We start from the raw sequence: 15,968 nt of genomic DNA on the forward strand, positions 1-15,968 counted from the left end.
CCGGAACCACCTCGGACGGGGAGGCGGCGGCGGACGCGGTGCGTACCGCGTCCGCCGCATCTGTTCCGGTCGGCGGCCGGATCGGGGTGCCGGCTGCTCGGACCGTGAGAACTACGCTTCCGTCACCTGGACGTTGTCGAAGCCCCACTGGGCGCCGGATACGCCCACGCCCGCGTATCCGAACAGGGAGGTCGAGTCGTCCACGTCGATGACGGGGCTGGATTCGTCGTCGACGTAGACCTTGATGTTGCTTCCCTGGGTCACGACCCGCAGATGGTGTGCGGTGCTCCAGTCAGTGGTGCGCTGCGCGGTGGCGAGGACGACCACGGTGGAGCCGGCGCGGCCGAGTTCGATCTTGCCTCCGTACTGCCAGTCGACGAAGTATCCGCCGGTGTTGATGGTGTCGCTCTGGGCGGGCTTCCTGAACAGCAGGGCCGCCCAGTTCTGTCCGCTGCCGTCGTAGCTGATGTCCACGTCGTAGGTGGCGTCCTGCCAGACCTTGCCGGTGATGGTGGACGCGTAGCGCCAGGAGTTGCTGCCGCCGACGGTGGTCTGGTGATAGACGCCGTCGCTGATCGACCAGGCGCCGGTGCCGGCCGTCCAGTTGCCGGTGCCGCTGCTGAAGTCGTCGAAGAAGTCGCCGCCGGTGACGAGTTCGAGGACCAGATCGGCGGTGAAGGCCCTCGCCTTCTCCACGGTGACGTCTTCGGTGACCGTGTCCGTGTAGCCGGTCTTGCCGGCCGTCAGCGTGTAGGTGTCGGCGAAGACGTCGCTGAAGGCGAAGGCGCCGTCGGTGTCGGTGCTCGTGGTGTACGTCCGGGACGCGGAGGCGATGGTGACGGTGACACCTGCCAGGAGGCTGCCGTAGCCGGCGGTCACGGTGCCGGAGAGGGTGCCCAGCTCGTCGGACACCTCGAAGGCGAAGGGTTCGCTGGTCACGCCGTTCAGGACGGCTACGACGGTGCCCGTGCCGACGCTGCTCGGAATGAGCCTGCTGCCTGACAGCGAGGCGTGAGCGGATCCGGAGGCGAGGGACCACTTGACCGTCGCCGCGTCGAGGCCGTGTGGGTAGGTCCGGGTGTCGGTGCCGCTGAGCAGCAGGTTCTCCAGGTCGTACCCCTCGCCGTTCTGGGCCACCAGGATCTGAGGCCCGGAGATCCGGAGTGTGTCCAGCGTCGCGGGTGCCGTGGGGACTTCCTGGCCGGGCCGGTAGTAGCGCAGCCCCACGTCCACGGCCGGATCGTCGAAGAACGACGGGTCGATCACGGTGCGCGAGGGGGTCTTGCCGACGCCGACCTGCCCCATGGGGTGATAGCCGCCCTGCGTGTAGTTCTGCATGGCGAACCGCAGGCTCGGCACGTTGCCGCCGGGGTCGAGCACCGCCAGCTGGATGATGTAGGTCTTGGGCTTGGGCACCGTGCTCGGCACCGTGAACGTGCCGGTCTCCGTGTGTTCGGCCGGTGGGGTGGAGTAGCTCGCGACCGCTTCGCTCCAGGACCCGCTCTTCTTCTTGTCGAAGGCCGGGTAGCCGGATCCGGGCTGCCATGTGGTGATGTCGGTGTCCGCGAACGTGTCGCTCCACACGATCTGCCCCGTGGTCGGGTCCTTGAGGCTGACCTGGACCGGCCAGTTGTAGTACATCGGCGCCGAGCCGGTGTTCTTCACCGTGAACGACACGTCGAACGGCACACCCGGGTCGATCCTCTTCGGATAGCTGAACGATGAGATGACGTAGCGGTAGCCCAGTTCCTTCTGCAGCTTCTCGGCGCCGCTGTCGATGGTGGCTTTGTCGGCGAGATACGCCGCCCGCGCGCCCTCGGCGTCCCAGGAGGTCCACCGCGAGCCGTAGCTGTAGTCGCCCGCCCACGTCAGGTAGACGGCGTGGGCCGAACGGACCAGGTTCGCGGTGTTGTTGGTGTAGTCCTCGTCGAGGTAGGTCTCACGGGTGTTGTATCCGTGGACGGTGAATCCGTTGTAGTCGTAGGCGGGTTCGCCGCCGATGGGCTTGGAGGCCCAGTTCGGTGCGGTGGTCAGGTCGCCGATGCTGTCGTTGTAGTGGCCGAACTTCGTGTAGTCGGACCACTGGGACTTGTTGTAGTACCGGATCTGAACGTGCTTGTTGAGGAAGTACTGGTTGAAGTAGGTCTCCAGGTTCGGCGGCTGAGCCGTGCCGTGCTGTTCTCCCCAGGTGCCGAAGACCCCCATCTGTATGTAGGCGACGCGCGGATCGTCGTCCCAGAGGGTGCCGAGCCGTTGGATCATCCTGTTCAGCCGGGCGTCGAAGGCGGAGCTGGTGAAGTCGCCGGCGCTGAGGTCCGCGGGCCAGTGGTCGCCCCCCAAGCCGTAGAAACTCCCGGTGTTGCCGGAGGTCTCGGCGGGGAACCTCAGGTACAGGCGCGGGATCACCTTGATCCCGTACTCCTCGTAAGGGCGCCACACGCCGCTCGAGTCCTTGCCGCGCCACCGCTGGTCCAGATAGGCGGAGATCTTCTCGACGGAGTCGTCGGCGTCGTCCTCCAGGTGATCCCACGGGATGTAGGTCATCACCATGGTGGCCCACGGCATGTAGTCCAGGGGCTGGTCCTCCGCGCACGCGGGGTCGGTGGTGTTGACGAAGAAGTCCTTGGCCACCAACCCCATCAGAGGGTTCTTCAGGGCGCCGGAGTACTCCGCGGGGACCATCTGGACGCGCTTGCTGTCGGCGGCGTGGGCCCGGGTGGACGCACCGATGCCTGCGGAGACGAGGGAAGCGGCCGCGAGCCGTCCGAGGGTGCGTCTGCTGAGGGGAGAGGTCATGGTCATTCGCCTAACGGGTCGGATCACCGGCTGCGGCAGCTGCCGCGGGAGGGAAGCGGGGCCGCACCGGACGGATACGGCCGCAGGGCGGGCGAAGGGGCGAAGGGGCGGAGCGGCAGGGACGCTCTCTCTTCGACGGGAGTACCGACCGGCTGCTGCACAGGCCGTCAGAAGGCACGCCTGCGCGCGCCTGGCTCATCGGTGGCGGGACTGCATGCGAGGTAGGAGTCCCGCGCGCGGCGGCTCGCAGACCGGGACGGTGAGTTCACGGGCCGGGTCGGGGCGGTGTGTGCCTGCCAGGCCCATGAAGAGCTCCAGAACGTTCCGGCGGGATGAGCGGAGTGCGTCGTCTGGCGTTCCTGGTAGTCCGTCAAACAGGTAACTGCCCGATTAACGGCGTGTACTGTTCCACACCGAGACTGTAGGGATGCGTGTGTTTTAGTGTCAAGGTGCGTGCGCCGCTTCTGCGGCCTGGTCATCGAAGCACACGGGGCCGGGGCCCTGGCGTATGCACTCGACATGCCGCCGCCGGTCCTGGCGCGGGCTTTCGGGGGCTGGCTTCAGTTGCGCGGCCGACGGCTGCCGATCTGCACGTTAGGCGCGTTGCTTCGCTGCGCCGGGCAGTTCGCCGGCGCAGGAAGCATGTCGGGTCCTCCCTTCTTTGCACGGGGGGAGAAGTCGGTCCGGCGCCGTGTCGAGCCCGGAGGGCGGGAGGGGGCGCACCTGGCTCGCTCATCCAAGCTGTGCACGAGCCTTGTCCGCGCGTGTTCGGGTGTGCTGACATGGTCGCCACCTCTCGTGCACTGTTCCACAGAATTTGCCGGGCGCAGTGGGCCACGGTAGGCGTACGGCGCCACGGGCCCGGAGCCGGATGCCGTGCGGAGAACAGACATCCCGACAGCAGGGCGGCCAGGCCGGACAGCCGCATACCCCGGCCCGCCGCAGGGAGAACAGGCCGAGACCACCGCCCGGAGAGTCGGTGGCGGGCCCAGCCGGGCCCGCCACCGGCTGATGCTCCGCCGGCCGTCGCGGGGACCACCTGGCGTGCGTCGGATCCGCGCGTCGACCGTTCAGGTTGTGGCCGTGCCGGGAGCGGGCGTCGAGGGTGTGCTCCCGGCACGGCAGACCGCCACCGCACATGCGGCGGCCCCTTCCGGGCGTCTGGCGCGACAGGGGTTCGGCCCGGCAGGCAGGGAGGCAAGCGGAGCTCCGCGGGTCTCGGCATGCCGGTGTCCGGCCATGGCCGGATGCCGTGGGGCCATGCACGAAGGCGGAGCGGTGCGGTCAGGAGACGGGCGACGTCAGACGGGAGCCGATCAGGCGGCGGACATTGCCCCCGTAGATGGCGTCCCGCTCGCCGGGGGTGAGGTCCAGTTCCTCGACGTTGGCGATGGCCGAGCGGATGTAGCCCGGGCCCTTCTCCGGGTCGTACGGGGAGTCGCTGCCGAACAGGATCCGCTCCGGGCCGAAGAACTCGACGGCACAGCGCAGAGCGTGGGCGGCGCCGAAGAGCGCGGTGTCGGCGTAGAACATCCTGAAGTAGTCGATGGGACGCTTGGTCAGCGGGTAACCGGTGACGTCTTCCTGCTGGTGGGCGGGGGTGCGGGAGCCGAGCTGGTCCCAGCCCGGGCCGACCCGGCCGGAGAAGTGCGGGATCATGCTGCCGCCGTGGTGGATCAGGAACTTCAGGTGCGGATAGCGCTCGAGGACCCCGGAGAAGACGATGCGGGCCATGAAGGCGGACAGGTCGTACTCCCAGCCGAAGGTCCACCAGATCTCGTACTTCGAGCGTTCCTCGGTGGGGTAGTCCGCCCAGCTGGAATTGCGGCACGGGTGCACCTGGATGAGGAGGTCGAGCTCGGCGCAGCGCTTCCAGAAGGGCTCGAAGCGTTCCTCGTCCAGCGGATGGCCTTGGACGTGGGTGTAGATCTGTACGCCGGCGGCGCCCATCCGGACCGCGCGGTCGAGTTCGGCCAGGGCGGAGTCGACGTCGTCGAGGGCGACGGCGGCGCAGAAGCCGGCGAAGCGGTCGGGGTGCTCGGCGACGAGTTCGGCCAGGCCGTCGTTGCCGGTCCGGGCGTACTGGGCCGAGAGGGCGGGGGCACCGAGGTCCTCCACCGGCGGGGCCGCGAGGTTGATGATCTGCCGGTAGCCGGGGAACTCGTCGAGCTGGCGGAAGCGGACGTCCAGGTCGACCAGGGAGGGGATGGCCATGATGCGCTTGCGCAGGTTGGCTATGGCCGGGAGGCCGTCCAGGGCGAAGAGCCGGTCCGCGTAGGCGCGCGGGAGGATGTGGCAGAAGGCGTCGAGCTTCTCGCGTGTTTCAGGCATGGCTGATCCGTTCTCTGTGCCGGAGGCGTGGGGTGAAGGAGCAGGCGAGGGGGAGGGGTGTGGCGTGCCGTCAGGGGCGGCGGGCTGTGGAGCCGCGGGGGATGAGGGTGGGGGCGTAGGTGAGGGTCTGGGCGGGTTTGCCGTCGATGGCCTGCTGCACCAGGCTGACCGCGCCGCGGGCCAGCTCACGGAAGGCGACGCGGACGCTGGTCAGAGGCGCGGGGAAGCGGGTGGCGACCGGGGTGTCGTTGAAACCGACGACCGAGAGGTCTTCGGGCACCCGCAGTCCCGCGCGCCGGGCGGCTGCCATGACACCGATGGCAGTGTTGTCGTTGACCGCGCAGACGGCGGTGGGCGGGTGGGGCTGGGCGAGAAGCTCCGCACCGATCTGTTCACCGCTGTCCATCGAGAACCCGGAGCGCCGCACCAGTGTGTCGTCCACGGGAAGCCGGGCTTCGGCGAGCGCCTGGCGGAAGCCCTCCTCACGGCCCCGGGCGCTGGAGGCGTAGGCGGGCCCGGCGACCAGGCCCAGCCGGGTGTGTCCCAGATCGATCAGATGGCGGGCGGCCAGGTAGCCGCCCAGCCGGTCGTCGACGAGAGCGGCGGGGCCGCGGCCGTCGGTGCGCATCGCCAGCGCGTAGGGAAGTTCCTGCTCGGCGAGGAGCGGCAGCAGCATTCCCGGTCCGTCCAGGCGGGCGGTGGTCAAGATCATCGCGTCGACGCGGCGCTCCAGCAGCAGGCGGCCCCCGGCGAGTTCTGCGTCCAAGGAGTCCCCTGTGGTGGCGACCAGGGCGAAGAGCCCCTGCTCCTGGCAGGCGGCCGCGATCTCCTCGTACAGCATCGCCATCACCGTGTCGGTCAGCCGGGGGACGAGCACGCCGATGGTGCGGGTGCTCTGCCTGCGCAGGCTGGCGGCTGACGGGTCGGGCGTGTAGCCGACCTCCTCGGCGATGCGGCGGATGCGGTCCGCGCTCTCGCTGCGCGAGAAGGGATGGCGGCTGTCCAGGGCGCGGGACACGGTCGAGGCGTTGACGCCCGCCGCCCGTGCCACGTCCGCCATGGTCGGGCGGCGCCGTTTGCCGCCCGCTGTCCGTCGCTGCGTCATCGCGGTCCTTCCTCCCCGACTCGATCTTTCACATGGTCCAAGGGGTTGACGCACGCAGAAACCCGCACTCATGATGCAGTCGTTCGTGCAATCGAATGCACAGTACGCCATGGACCGACTGCCGCAACACCCCGGCCGCACCCGATGGCCGACATCCCCCGAGCATGTCCTCAGAGTGAACAAGGTGGTTCACGTATGATCACGCCTTCTTCCCGCCCAGCCCGGCCAGTGACGGGCTGGGCGGAGGTCCGCCGCCCCCGGCTGCACCACACCGACGGGAGCGCACGGTGACCCACTCCGCCTCCCCGCAGACGCACACCACCGACGCTGTGCTCCTGGCCCGCCTGGAACGCATTCCGGTAGCCCGTCGGCTGACCCTGATCCGGGTCGTCATCGGCAGCGCCACCTTCTTCGACGCCTACACCGTGCTCGTCATCGCCTTCGCCATGCCGCACCTGGTGACGGAGTGGAACCTCAGTACCGCACAGACCGGCATGATTCTCTCGGCCGGCTATCTGGGCCAGCTCGTCGGCGCGCTGTTCTTCGGCTCGATCGCCGAGCGCATCGGACGCAGGACCACGCTGCTCATCACGATCCTGCTGTTCGTCTCGATGGACGTCGCCTGCCTGTTCGCCTGGAGCGGCACCTCGATGATGGTGTTCCGCTTCGTCCAGGGCATCGGCACCGGCGGCGAAGTGCCGGTCGCCAGCGCGTACATCAACGAATTCGTCGGCGGACGCAAACGCGGCCGGTTCTTCCTGCTCTATGAAGTGATCTTCCCGGTGGGGCTGATGTTCGCCGGCGTCGCGGGCTACTTCCTGCTGCCCCACTTCGGCTGGCGGGCCCTGTTCGTCGTCGGCCTGATCCCGGCTCTGCTGACCGTCCCGCTGCGCCGCCTGATGCCGGAGTCCCCGCGCTGGCTCGCCGCCCGCGGGCGCTTCGACGACGCGGACGCCGTGGTCACCATGCTGGAGCACGACGCTGTGCGGCACGGCCACACCCTCGCCGAGCCTGTGGTGAAGCCGGTCAGCGCACAGGCCGGCAAACGTTCCGACTGGCGCGAGCTGTTCCAGGGCGTCTACCTCAGGCGCACCCTGATGCTCTGGGCCCTGTGGGTGTGCGTCTACACCGTCAACAACGGCCTGATCACCTGGCTGCCCACGCTGTACAAGCAATTCTTCGGCCTGCCCGTGCAGACGGCCGTCTACTACGGCTGGATCACCTCGGCCGTGGGTGTGGCCGCCTCTGTCTTCTGCGCCCTGGCGATCGACCGGGTGGGCCGCAGACGCTGGTACACGATCGCCTTCCTCGTCGCCGCCGTGCCCCTTCTCGCTCTCACCGCCCTCGGAGCCACCTCCGCCACGCAGGTCGTCCTGATCGCCCCGCTCGCCTATGCCGCCCTCCAGACCGTCGCCTTCTCGCTCTACCTCTACTCCGCCGAGCTCTACCCCACCCGCTTGCGTGCTCTGGGCACCGGCTTCGGCAGCGCCTGGCTGCGGGCCGGTTCCTCGCTCGGACCGCTCCTCGTCGCCTGGATGATCAGCGGCCTCGGCATCCGGTACGTCTTCACCGCCTTCGCCGTCATCTCCCTGCTCGGCGCCGCGGTCACCGCGTTCTTCGCGCTGGAGACCAAGAACAAGTCCCTCGAAGAACTTGCCCCCTGACCGCCGGGCTCCCTCCGGCCGAACCGCACCGCCGCCTGCACAAGGGCCTGCCCCACGTACGGCACACTGCCAGGCCTCATACACCTGCTGACCTGAGCGAGCGAGGCCAACGGCTCGCCGGCGCCCGGGGTGTGCCGCAGCAGCTGCGGCACACCCCGGACGCGCTGAACAGAAGCCCCGGTGCCGCGCGGGCGGCGCCGCGCCCGCGTCAAAGCCAGGTACGCGCTCGAACCGTCCCAGCGTCTGCGGCTCGCGGGCTCGGCGGCGGCGCTCCGGTCTGCACCCCGCCGGTGCACGGCCCGCTGACGCGGCACGTACAGCAGCCCCTGCCCGGCTCCTTGCCGGCCGGCCAAGCCCCCCTCTGAGCTGCCTCCTCCCACGCGCCCCTGACGAGCGGCGATGGTGAAGCACCACCGGGTGCTAAGCGTTCAGCGAGGTGGAACGGGGTACCAGGGTCGGCGTGATGGAGAACAGGACGGGGTTGGTCCGTCCCGAGATACGTTCGTGGAGCAGCCGGGCGCTGGTCGCCCCCGTCATCCGGCCGGACTGGTCGACCGAGGTCAGCCCGATCTGGGGGAGTGCGCCGAGCCGGGTGTTGTCATAGCCCACGAGCGCCAGATCCTCCGGTACCCGCAGCCCCAGCTCATGCGCCGCCCGCAGCACACCCAGGGCGGCGACGTCCGCACCGGCGAAGATGGCCGTCGGCCGCTCCGCCCGCCGCAGGGCCGTCTGCGCGCCCTGGTAGCCGCCGTCCTCGGTGAAGGACGTGTACACGACGTCCGGCTCCAGTCCCCGGCTGCGCATGGCTGCCACGTAGCCGTCGGTGCGTGCGGCGTGCGCGAGGATCTGAGGCCGTTTCAACGGTCCTGGAGGCGGGGCGATGTGGCAGATGGAGCGGTGTCCGAGCGCGGTGAGGTGTTCGACCACCAGGTCCGCGCCGACCATGTCGTCGTCGACGACGCTGTCGTAGTTGCGGCCGCCGCCGTGCCGGGCGATGACGACGGTCGGGATCTGCGTGGCGATCTTCTCCAGCCAGTCCTGGCCGACCGCGGGCGCGACCATGATGAGTCCGTCGACCTGGCGGTCGATGAGGGTCTCCACCGATCTGCGCTGCCGCTGGTCCTCGTTGGTGCTCGCGGCGAGGATGACCTCGAAGGGCGTCTGTTCCAGCTCTTCCTGGATCCCTTCGACGATCACGGGGGCGAAGGGGGAGCCGATGTCCACGAGCAGCACGCCGACGGTGTAGGTGCGCCCGCGCATGGCGCGGGCACCCGCCTTGGGGCGGTAGCCGAGATCTTCGATGGCCCGGTTGACCTTCTCCAGCATCTCGGGGCTGACACCGTAGGCGTTGTTGAGGACCTTCGAGACCGCGGACTTGGACACGCCTGCGCGGCGGGCCACGTCTTCGATGGTCGTTTGCCGCGGCCTCGTTGACGCCACTTCCGCCTCCCGGTCTCGAATCCACGACGCGCCCGACGACGCGTCCCTCAGTTTTCCAGAGTCGAGGGCGCGCAGTGTCGGCTGCTCGACAAGTCGATGTACGCACCCCACAGCGTAAACTATTCCACGCATTCGAGAGGCCTTCCGAGCCTGGCTGAATGTGGAGGTACGGCTTCGCTCGCCGCCCCCGGGCCGCGGAGCGGGTGCGGGCCGGAAGCGGTCCAGGGGGCCAGGTCGCCATGCGGACGGCCCCCGTGGGATCTTCCTGTACCAGTCCACTTGAACTGGTGGTTCGCTCCGCCGTGTCCAGCTGCTACGGGCGTTCGTCGGTGCACACTCCGGCCAGTGGCCTCTCGCGCGGCGGTCGGGGGTGCTGCTTGTCCGGAAGCCCTCGGGTCGCAGTCGCAGCGGTGGATCGTGAGGGGCTTCCCGGGTGACCGGCTCAAAGTTGCCGTTTCCGACCTCTTGACGCACGTTGTGCGACCCGTCTAGCGTCGCGCCGCGTAAACCATTCCACACAACGTGGAAACCCCCGGGCAACTTCCTGAAGCACAGAAGGATCGGCGTGCACACCTCCCAGGAGCCGGCCGAGCTGTCGGCCGCCCTCATCCCCGTACCCGAAGCTCCTCGCATCGAGCATGCGACGGGCCCGGGACGGGTCATCGTCACCAGTGCCACACCGCGGCTCTCCTGGACAGTGGGCGAGGCCCTTGCGTCCTACGTGCAGGAGGGCTACGAGATCGAGGTCGAGCGGCAGGGAGCCATCGAGAGTTTCCGTTTCGAGGGCGCCGGTCAGACGCTGGTCCGGTGGCCGGCCTCTGCACTGCGCTCACGTGAGCCTTTCGGCGTCCGCGTCCGCGTCCGCGGCGAGGCCGGATGGGGGCAGTGGGGACCGTCCGCCTACGGGGAACGCGGACTGGCCGACACCTCTGACTGGAGCGCCCGCCTCATCAGCCCCCGGGACATCGGGCGTTCCGGAGGGCCGGCACCGCTGCTCGGCGCTCGGATCGTTCTGCCGGAAAACCCGGCGAACGCCCGGCTCTACATCACCTCGCGCGGTGTGTTCGTCCCGTTCGTCAACGGCCGGCGCGCCGGGGACCTGGAGCTCGCGCCGGGCTGGACGTCCTACCACCACCGGCTTCGCTACCACGTCCTGGACGTCACCTCCCTGCTGAAGCGCGGAGAGAACACACTCTCCGTACTCCTGGGGGACGGCTGGTACCGCGGACGCCTCGGGGTGGACGGCCGTGCCCTGTACGGCGAGCGGCTGGCGCTGCTCGCGCAGCTTGAGGTCACGCTGGAGGACGGCACCCGGATCGTGCTGGCGAGCGACGACTCCTGGCGAGCGTGCGACAGCGAGATCCTCTCGGCCGACCTCTACGACGGCCAGGTCACCGACCTGCGCGGCCGTGCCGAAGACGGGACTGCCTTCGTGCATCCTGTCGACGTCCTGGATCTCGACCTCGGCACCCTCGTGCCTGAGGAGGGCGGGCCGGTGCGGGCCACCCAGGTGGTACCCGCGCGGCGGCTGTGGACGTCCGAGGCGGGCAGCACACTGGTCGACTTCGGCCAGAACCTCACCGGGCGACTGCGGATCCGCCATGGCGACAGGCGCGAGAACACGACGGTCACGGTCCGCCACGCCGAGGTCCTGGAGAACGGCGAACTGGCCGTCCGCCCGCTGCGCACCGCTCGCGCGACCGACGTCTTCCACCTTCCGCCCGGCCCGGCCGGCGAACTCGAACCGTCCCTGACGTTCCACGGCTTCCGGTACGCCCGGATCGACGGGCTCCCCGATGTGTCGGCGGCCGACGTGGACGCCGTGGTGCTGGGCTCAGACCTGCCCCGCACCGGCTGGTTCAGCTGCTCCCACCCGCTGCTGGAGCAGCTGCACGAGAACATCGTCTGGAGCACCCGGGGCAACTTCCTGTCGATCCCCACCGACTGTCCCCAGCGGGACGAGCGTCTCGGCTGGACCGGTGACATCCAGGTCTTCGCACCCGCCGCGCTCTTCCTGTTCGACTGCGCCGCCTTCCTGTCCTCCTGGCTGCGGGACCTGAGCGCGGAGCAGCTGTCCGACGGATCCGTCCCCCTGGTCGTGCCCGACATCTGGGGCGACACGACCCCGGCGGCCGGCTGGGGTGACGCGGCCGTGGTCGTGCCGTGGACGCTGTACCAGCGCACCGGCGACGCAGAGATCCTGCGGCGGCAGTTCCCCAGCATGCGCGGCTGGGTGGAGCGGGTGCTGGCTCTCGCCGGGCCCGGACGGCTGTGGGAGGGCGGGTTCCAGTTCGGTGACTGGCTCGACCCCTCCGCACCGGCGGACAACCCCTTGCGGGCCCAGACCCCTCCGGAGGTGGTGGCCACCGCCTACCTCGCGTACTCCGTGCGGCTGCTGGCCGAGAGCGCCGCCGTCATCGGCCTGTCGGAGGAGGCCGAGCGCTACGAACGGATCGCGGCCGAGGTCCGGCGTGCCTTCCGCCACGCCTACGTCACCCCGGACGGACGTGTCATCGGGGAGTCCCAGACCGCCTACGCGATGGCGATCATGTGGGACCTCTTCGACGACGCGCTCCTGGTCGAAGCCGCCGGGCGACGCCTCGCCGACCGCGTACGGGCCTCCGGCTTCCGGATCGCCACGGGCTTCCTGGGCACCCCTCTCGTCGCCGACGCCCTGACCCGCACCGGCAACGTCGACGTGGCGTACCGCCTGCTGCTGCAGACGGAGTGCCCGTCGTGGCTCTACCCCGTCACCCAGGGAGCCACCACGATCTGGGAACGCTGGGACAGCCTGCTCCCCGACGGCAGCGTGAACCCCGGTGAGATGACCTCGTTCAACCACTACGCCCTCGGAGCCATCGCCGACTGGCTGCACCGCACGGTCGCAGGTCTGGCACCCGCGGCTCCCGGATACCGGCGCATCCTGGTCGAACCCCGCCCCAGTGCAGAACTCACCCACGCCACCGCGTGCCACCGCACCCCCTACGGTGCGGCCTCCGTCGCCTGGCGACGGGCATCAGGGGTTCTCCACGTCGCCGTCACCGTCCCCGTGGGCACGGAGGCCGAGGTCCGGCTTCCCGGGAACGACCGCGCCGTCACCGTCGGCCACGGCAGCCACACCTGGCAGTTGCCCGACCCCGTGACGGCTCCCGCCGCGCTCCCCGCGCCCACCACCGTCCGCGACGTCCTGGACCGCCCCGGCCTCTGGGACGGCGTCGTGGACCTGGTCGCCGACCTCACCGGCGGCACCCCGGACGAACCCGGGGTCGCCGCACAACTGGCCCCCTGGTTCGACGCGCCGGCACATGAGCTCACCGACGCTCTCGGCGCGCGCGGCGCGATCGACATCCACCCACTGCGCGAGGGCGTCGACAGGCTCCTCGGCTCCAGCCACGAAGGCACCGCACAACCGTTCGCTGTCCCCCCTGTCTCCACGCGTTCGCGTGAAAGAGCCCTGCAAGGAGAATCGAAGTGAACCTTCCCTTCCGCCGGTCGGCCGCGTTGCTTGCCGCTTCCGCCCTCGGTGCCGGCGTGCTCGCCGGCTGCGCCTCGCCGTCCGGCAGCAGCGACGGCGACGGCAGTTCGCTGACCTTCCTGATCGGCAACGACGCCAGTGAAGTGGCCATGGCCAAGTCCGAGGTCGCCGCCTTCGAGGCCGCCAACCCGGACATCCACATCGACATCCAGACGCGCCCCGCCGGCACCGAGGGCGACAACGCGGTCAAGACGAAGCTGTCCACCGGTGACATGGCCGATGTCTTCACCTACAACACCGGCTCCCTGCTCCAGTCCCTCAAGCCCGAGCGGACGATGACCCCCCTCGACGACACGAGCGTCCAGTCGGCCCTGGCCGACGACTTCGCCACCGCGGCGACCAGCTCGGGCAAGGTCTACGGAGTGCCCTTCGGGCTCGCCTCCGGCGGTGGGATCCTCTACAACACCAAGGTCTACGAGCGCCTCGGACTGGAGATCCCCACGACCTGGGCCGAGTTCATGGCGAACAACGCCAAGATCAAGAAGGAGGGCCTGGCCGCGGTCATCCAAACCTACGGCGAGACCTGGACCTCGCAGGTGTTCGTCCTCGGCGACTACCACAACGTGGAGGCCGCCGAACCCCACTTCGCGACCGATTACACCGCCGGCAAGGTCAAGTACGCCACCGACAAGGCCGCACTGGCCGGGTTCCAGCACATCGAGGACCTGCGAAAGGGCGGCTACCTCAACTCCGACTACCGCTCCGCCAAGCTCAACGACGGCCTGAAGATGCTGGCGGAGGGCAAGGGCGTGCAGTACCCGATGGTGGGAGCCTCGGCCGCCGCGCTGTCCACGGTGGCCCCCGAGCAGGCGAACGACGTCGGCATCTTCCCGATCCCGGGCACGGACGCCTCGTCCTTCGGACTGACCACGTGGGCCCCCAGCGGTCTGTTCATCCCCAAGACGGTCAAGGGCACCAAGCTGGAGGCCGCGCGGAAGTTCCAGGCCTTCGTCGCCTCCGAGAAGGGCTGTGAGGCCCTCACCAAGGACGTCGCGCCGACCGGCCCCTACATGGTCAAGGCGTGTTCCCTCCCGGACGACGCGAGCCAGGTGGCCAAGGACACCCAGAGCTACATCACCGCCGACAAGGCGTCGCTCGCCCTGGAGTTCAGCTCGCCCGTCAAGGGTCCGAACCTGGAGCAGATCTGCATCCAGGTCGGCTCCGGCATCGAGTCCGCCGAGGAAGGCGCAGAGGACTACGACAAGGACGTCCGCAAGCAGGCCGACCAGCTGGGCCTGAACTGGGCCTCCTGAACCACCGCCCGTCGCTGCCGGCCCCCGGGCCGGCGGCGCGCCCCTGAAAGGCCCGACCGCCATGACCACCAAGACCCTGACGGCTCCAGCCCGCGCAGCGACCCCCTCACCGCCCACCCGACGGGTCAAGAGATCCCGAAGCCCCTACCCGCACTGGTTCTACCTCGTCCCCGCTGTCGTCTACCTCGCCCTCTTCCTGGTCCCGACGCTGCTGTCCTTCTACTTCGCCTTCACCAGGTGGGACCTCTTCACCTCCGAGTGGGTGGGCCTGGACAACTTCCGCACGTTCTTCGACCAGCAGGAATTCTCGATCGGTCTGAAGAACACCGTCGTCTACGCGTTGATCACCTGCACGCTGAAGGTCGTCCTCGGCCTCGCCGTCGCCATGATGCTCACCTCGACGATCCTCGCCCGCGGCTATCTGCGGTCGGTGATCTTCTTCCCGACGCTGGTCAGCACGATCGGTATCGGCCTCGCCTTCACCGTCCTGCTCAACCCTGAGAAGGGCCTGGTCAACAGGGTCCTGGGCCAGGTGGGCGTGGACGGGCCCGCCTGGCTCGTCGATCCGGGCTGGGCACTCGTCTCCGTCGCGCTCGTCGACGTGTGGAAGGGAGTGGGCCTGGCCACGGTCATCTACATCGCCGGTCTGGTGTCCATCCCCGCCGAGTACAAGGAGGCCGCCAGGGTCGACGGTGCGTCGGCCTGGCACACCTTCCGCCACGTCACCCTGCCCCTGCTGCGGCCTGCGACAAGCACCGTGATCCTGCTGTCGTTCATCGGCGGTCTGCGGTCGTTCGACCTCATCTGGGCGATGACCAAGGGCGGCCCCGGATTCACCTCGGACGTCATCTCCTCGGTGATCTACAAGCAGTACCAGGCGGGCTACTTCGGCCTGTCCGCAGCCGGCAACGTCGTGCTGTTCCTTGTCGTGACCGCGCTCGCGGTCCCGCTGTCGTGGTTCCTCAACCGCGGTGAGGTGGAGTCGTGAACCGGATCAAGTCACTCAGCGCCGGTCTGGCCGCCATCGTCGTGAGCGGGGCGTTCTTCCTCGTGCCGTTCGCATTCATCGCCGTGACCGCGAGCAAGACCACCCAGGACTCCGCCACGCTGGATTTCGGCTGGCCCACCGACTTCGTGCTGTGGCAGAACCTTCAGACGGTCATCGCCAGCCGCGATCACATGCTGATCCGGGCCTTCGTCAACAGCATCCTCCTCACCGCCGTGTCCGTGACGGTCATCGTCGTACTCGGCGCGATGGTCGCCTACGTCTGGCAGCGCAGGCGCAGCCGCTGGAACTGGATCATCAACCTCGTGGTGCTGTCCGGCCTCATCGTGCCGCCCTCGGTGGTCACCACCATCTGGGTGCTCCAGGAACTGCACCTGTTCAAGACGATCCAGGGCCTCATCCTCGTCGAGGTCGCCTACGGGCTGCCCTTCTCGATCCTGCTCTTCCGCGCCTTCATCGCGACGGTGCCCGTCGAACTGGACCAGGCGGCCATGCTCGACGGCGCCGGGCCCCTGCGCACCTTCTTCCAGGTCATCTTCCCCGTCCTGCGCTCGGTCATCGTCACAGTGACAGTGCTCCAGACCGTCACCGTCTACAACGACTTCGCCAACCCGCTCTACTTCCTGCCCGGAGACCAGTACCCCACGGTCCAGCTCACCCTCTTCAACTTCCAGAGCCAGTACCTGACCGAGTACAACCTCCTGTTCGCCGACATCCTGCTGGTCACGATCCCCCCGCTGATCATGTTCATCTTCTTCAACCGCAAGATCGTCGAAGGCATGGCCGCCGGGGCGGTGAAGGGATGAGCCGCCCCGCCGCCGACACCGTCCTCGCGGCG

At 69.1% G+C, this 15,968-nt stretch carries 9 protein-coding genes; 5 read left to right on the forward strand and 4 right to left on the reverse strand.

What is annotated here, in order from left to right:
- Positions 1-111: 111 nt before the first annotated feature.
- The 3 genes from ACFYWQ_RS30615 to ACFYWQ_RS30625 form a co-directional block, all read right to left on the reverse strand.
- Positions 112-2,796, reverse strand: a complete 2,685-nt coding sequence (locus ACFYWQ_RS30615; protein WP_389520801.1) for a DUF4832 domain-containing protein — start codon at positions 2,794-2,796, stop codon at positions 112-114.
- 1,284 nt (positions 2,797-4,080) lie between these two features.
- On the reverse strand, positions 4,081-5,127 hold the full coding sequence (locus tag ACFYWQ_RS30620; protein ID WP_389520802.1) for an amidohydrolase family protein: 1,047 nt from the start codon (positions 5,125-5,127) through the stop codon (positions 4,081-4,083).
- 70 nt (positions 5,128-5,197) lie between these two features.
- A complete protein-coding gene (locus ACFYWQ_RS30625) occupies positions 5,198-6,232 on the reverse strand; it encodes a LacI family DNA-binding transcriptional regulator (protein ID WP_389520804.1) in 1,035 nt (344 codons plus the stop codon).
- A gap of 287 nt (positions 6,233-6,519) precedes the next feature.
- Between ACFYWQ_RS30625 and ACFYWQ_RS30630 the strand changes: the two genes are divergently transcribed.
- Positions 6,520-7,896, forward strand: coding sequence for an MFS transporter (locus ACFYWQ_RS30630; protein ID WP_389520806.1), 1,377 nt, complete (start codon positions 6,520-6,522; stop codon positions 7,894-7,896).
- 420 nt (positions 7,897-8,316) lie between these two features.
- Here ACFYWQ_RS30630 and ACFYWQ_RS30635 read toward each other — a convergent pair whose 3' ends face one another.
- A complete protein-coding gene (locus ACFYWQ_RS30635; protein ID WP_389520807.1) occupies positions 8,317-9,336 on the reverse strand; it encodes a LacI family DNA-binding transcriptional regulator in 1,020 nt (339 codons plus the stop codon).
- Between the two features lie 565 nt (positions 9,337-9,901).
- Here ACFYWQ_RS30635 and ACFYWQ_RS30640 point away from each other — a divergent pair.
- From ACFYWQ_RS30640 to ACFYWQ_RS30655, 4 genes are all read left to right on the forward strand, one after another.
- Positions 9,902-12,811, forward strand: coding sequence for a family 78 glycoside hydrolase catalytic domain (locus ACFYWQ_RS30640; RefSeq protein ID WP_389520809.1), 2,910 nt, complete (start codon positions 9,902-9,904; stop codon positions 12,809-12,811).
- Complete coding sequence (locus ACFYWQ_RS30645; RefSeq protein WP_389520810.1) at positions 12,808-14,124, forward strand: ABC transporter substrate-binding protein; 1,317 nt, start codon at positions 12,808-12,810, stop codon at positions 14,122-14,124. The genes ACFYWQ_RS30640 and ACFYWQ_RS30645 overlap by 4 nt, the downstream gene beginning before the upstream one ends.
- Positions 14,125-14,185: 61 nt before the next feature.
- Positions 14,186-15,112, forward strand: a complete 927-nt coding sequence (locus ACFYWQ_RS30650; protein ID WP_389520811.1) for a carbohydrate ABC transporter permease — start codon at positions 14,186-14,188, stop codon at positions 15,110-15,112.
- Positions 15,109-15,936 carry a carbohydrate ABC transporter permease gene (locus ACFYWQ_RS30655; protein ID WP_389520812.1) on the forward strand — a complete coding sequence of 276 codons (828 nt, stop codon included), beginning with the start codon at positions 15,109-15,111 and terminating at the stop codon, positions 15,934-15,936. Before ACFYWQ_RS30650 ends, ACFYWQ_RS30655 begins: the two co-directional genes overlap by 4 nt.
- Positions 15,937-15,968: the final 32 nt, after the last annotated feature.

This window comes from Streptomyces sp. NPDC003247 (assembly GCF_042888135.1).
Taxonomy (GTDB): Bacteria; Actinomycetota; Actinomycetes; order Streptomycetales; family Streptomycetaceae; genus Streptomyces.

What these genes read in the sequence shown, in the direction of transcription:
- ACFYWQ_RS30615 (WP_389520801.1), bottom strand. Translation starts at nt 2,796, where the DNA reads ATGACCTCTCCCCTCAGCAGACGCACCCTCGGACGGCTCGCGGCCGCT.
- ACFYWQ_RS30620 (WP_389520802.1), bottom strand. Translation starts at nt 5,127, where the DNA reads ATGCCTGAAACACGCGAGAAGCTCGACGCCTTCTGCCACATCCTCCCG.
- ACFYWQ_RS30625 (WP_389520804.1), bottom strand. Translation starts at nt 6,232, where the DNA reads ATGACGCAGCGACGGACAGCGGGCGGCAAACGGCGCCGCCCGACCATG.
- ACFYWQ_RS30650 (WP_389520811.1), top strand. Translation starts at nt 14,186, where the DNA reads ATGACCACCAAGACCCTGACGGCTCCAGCCCGCGCAGCGACCCCCTCA.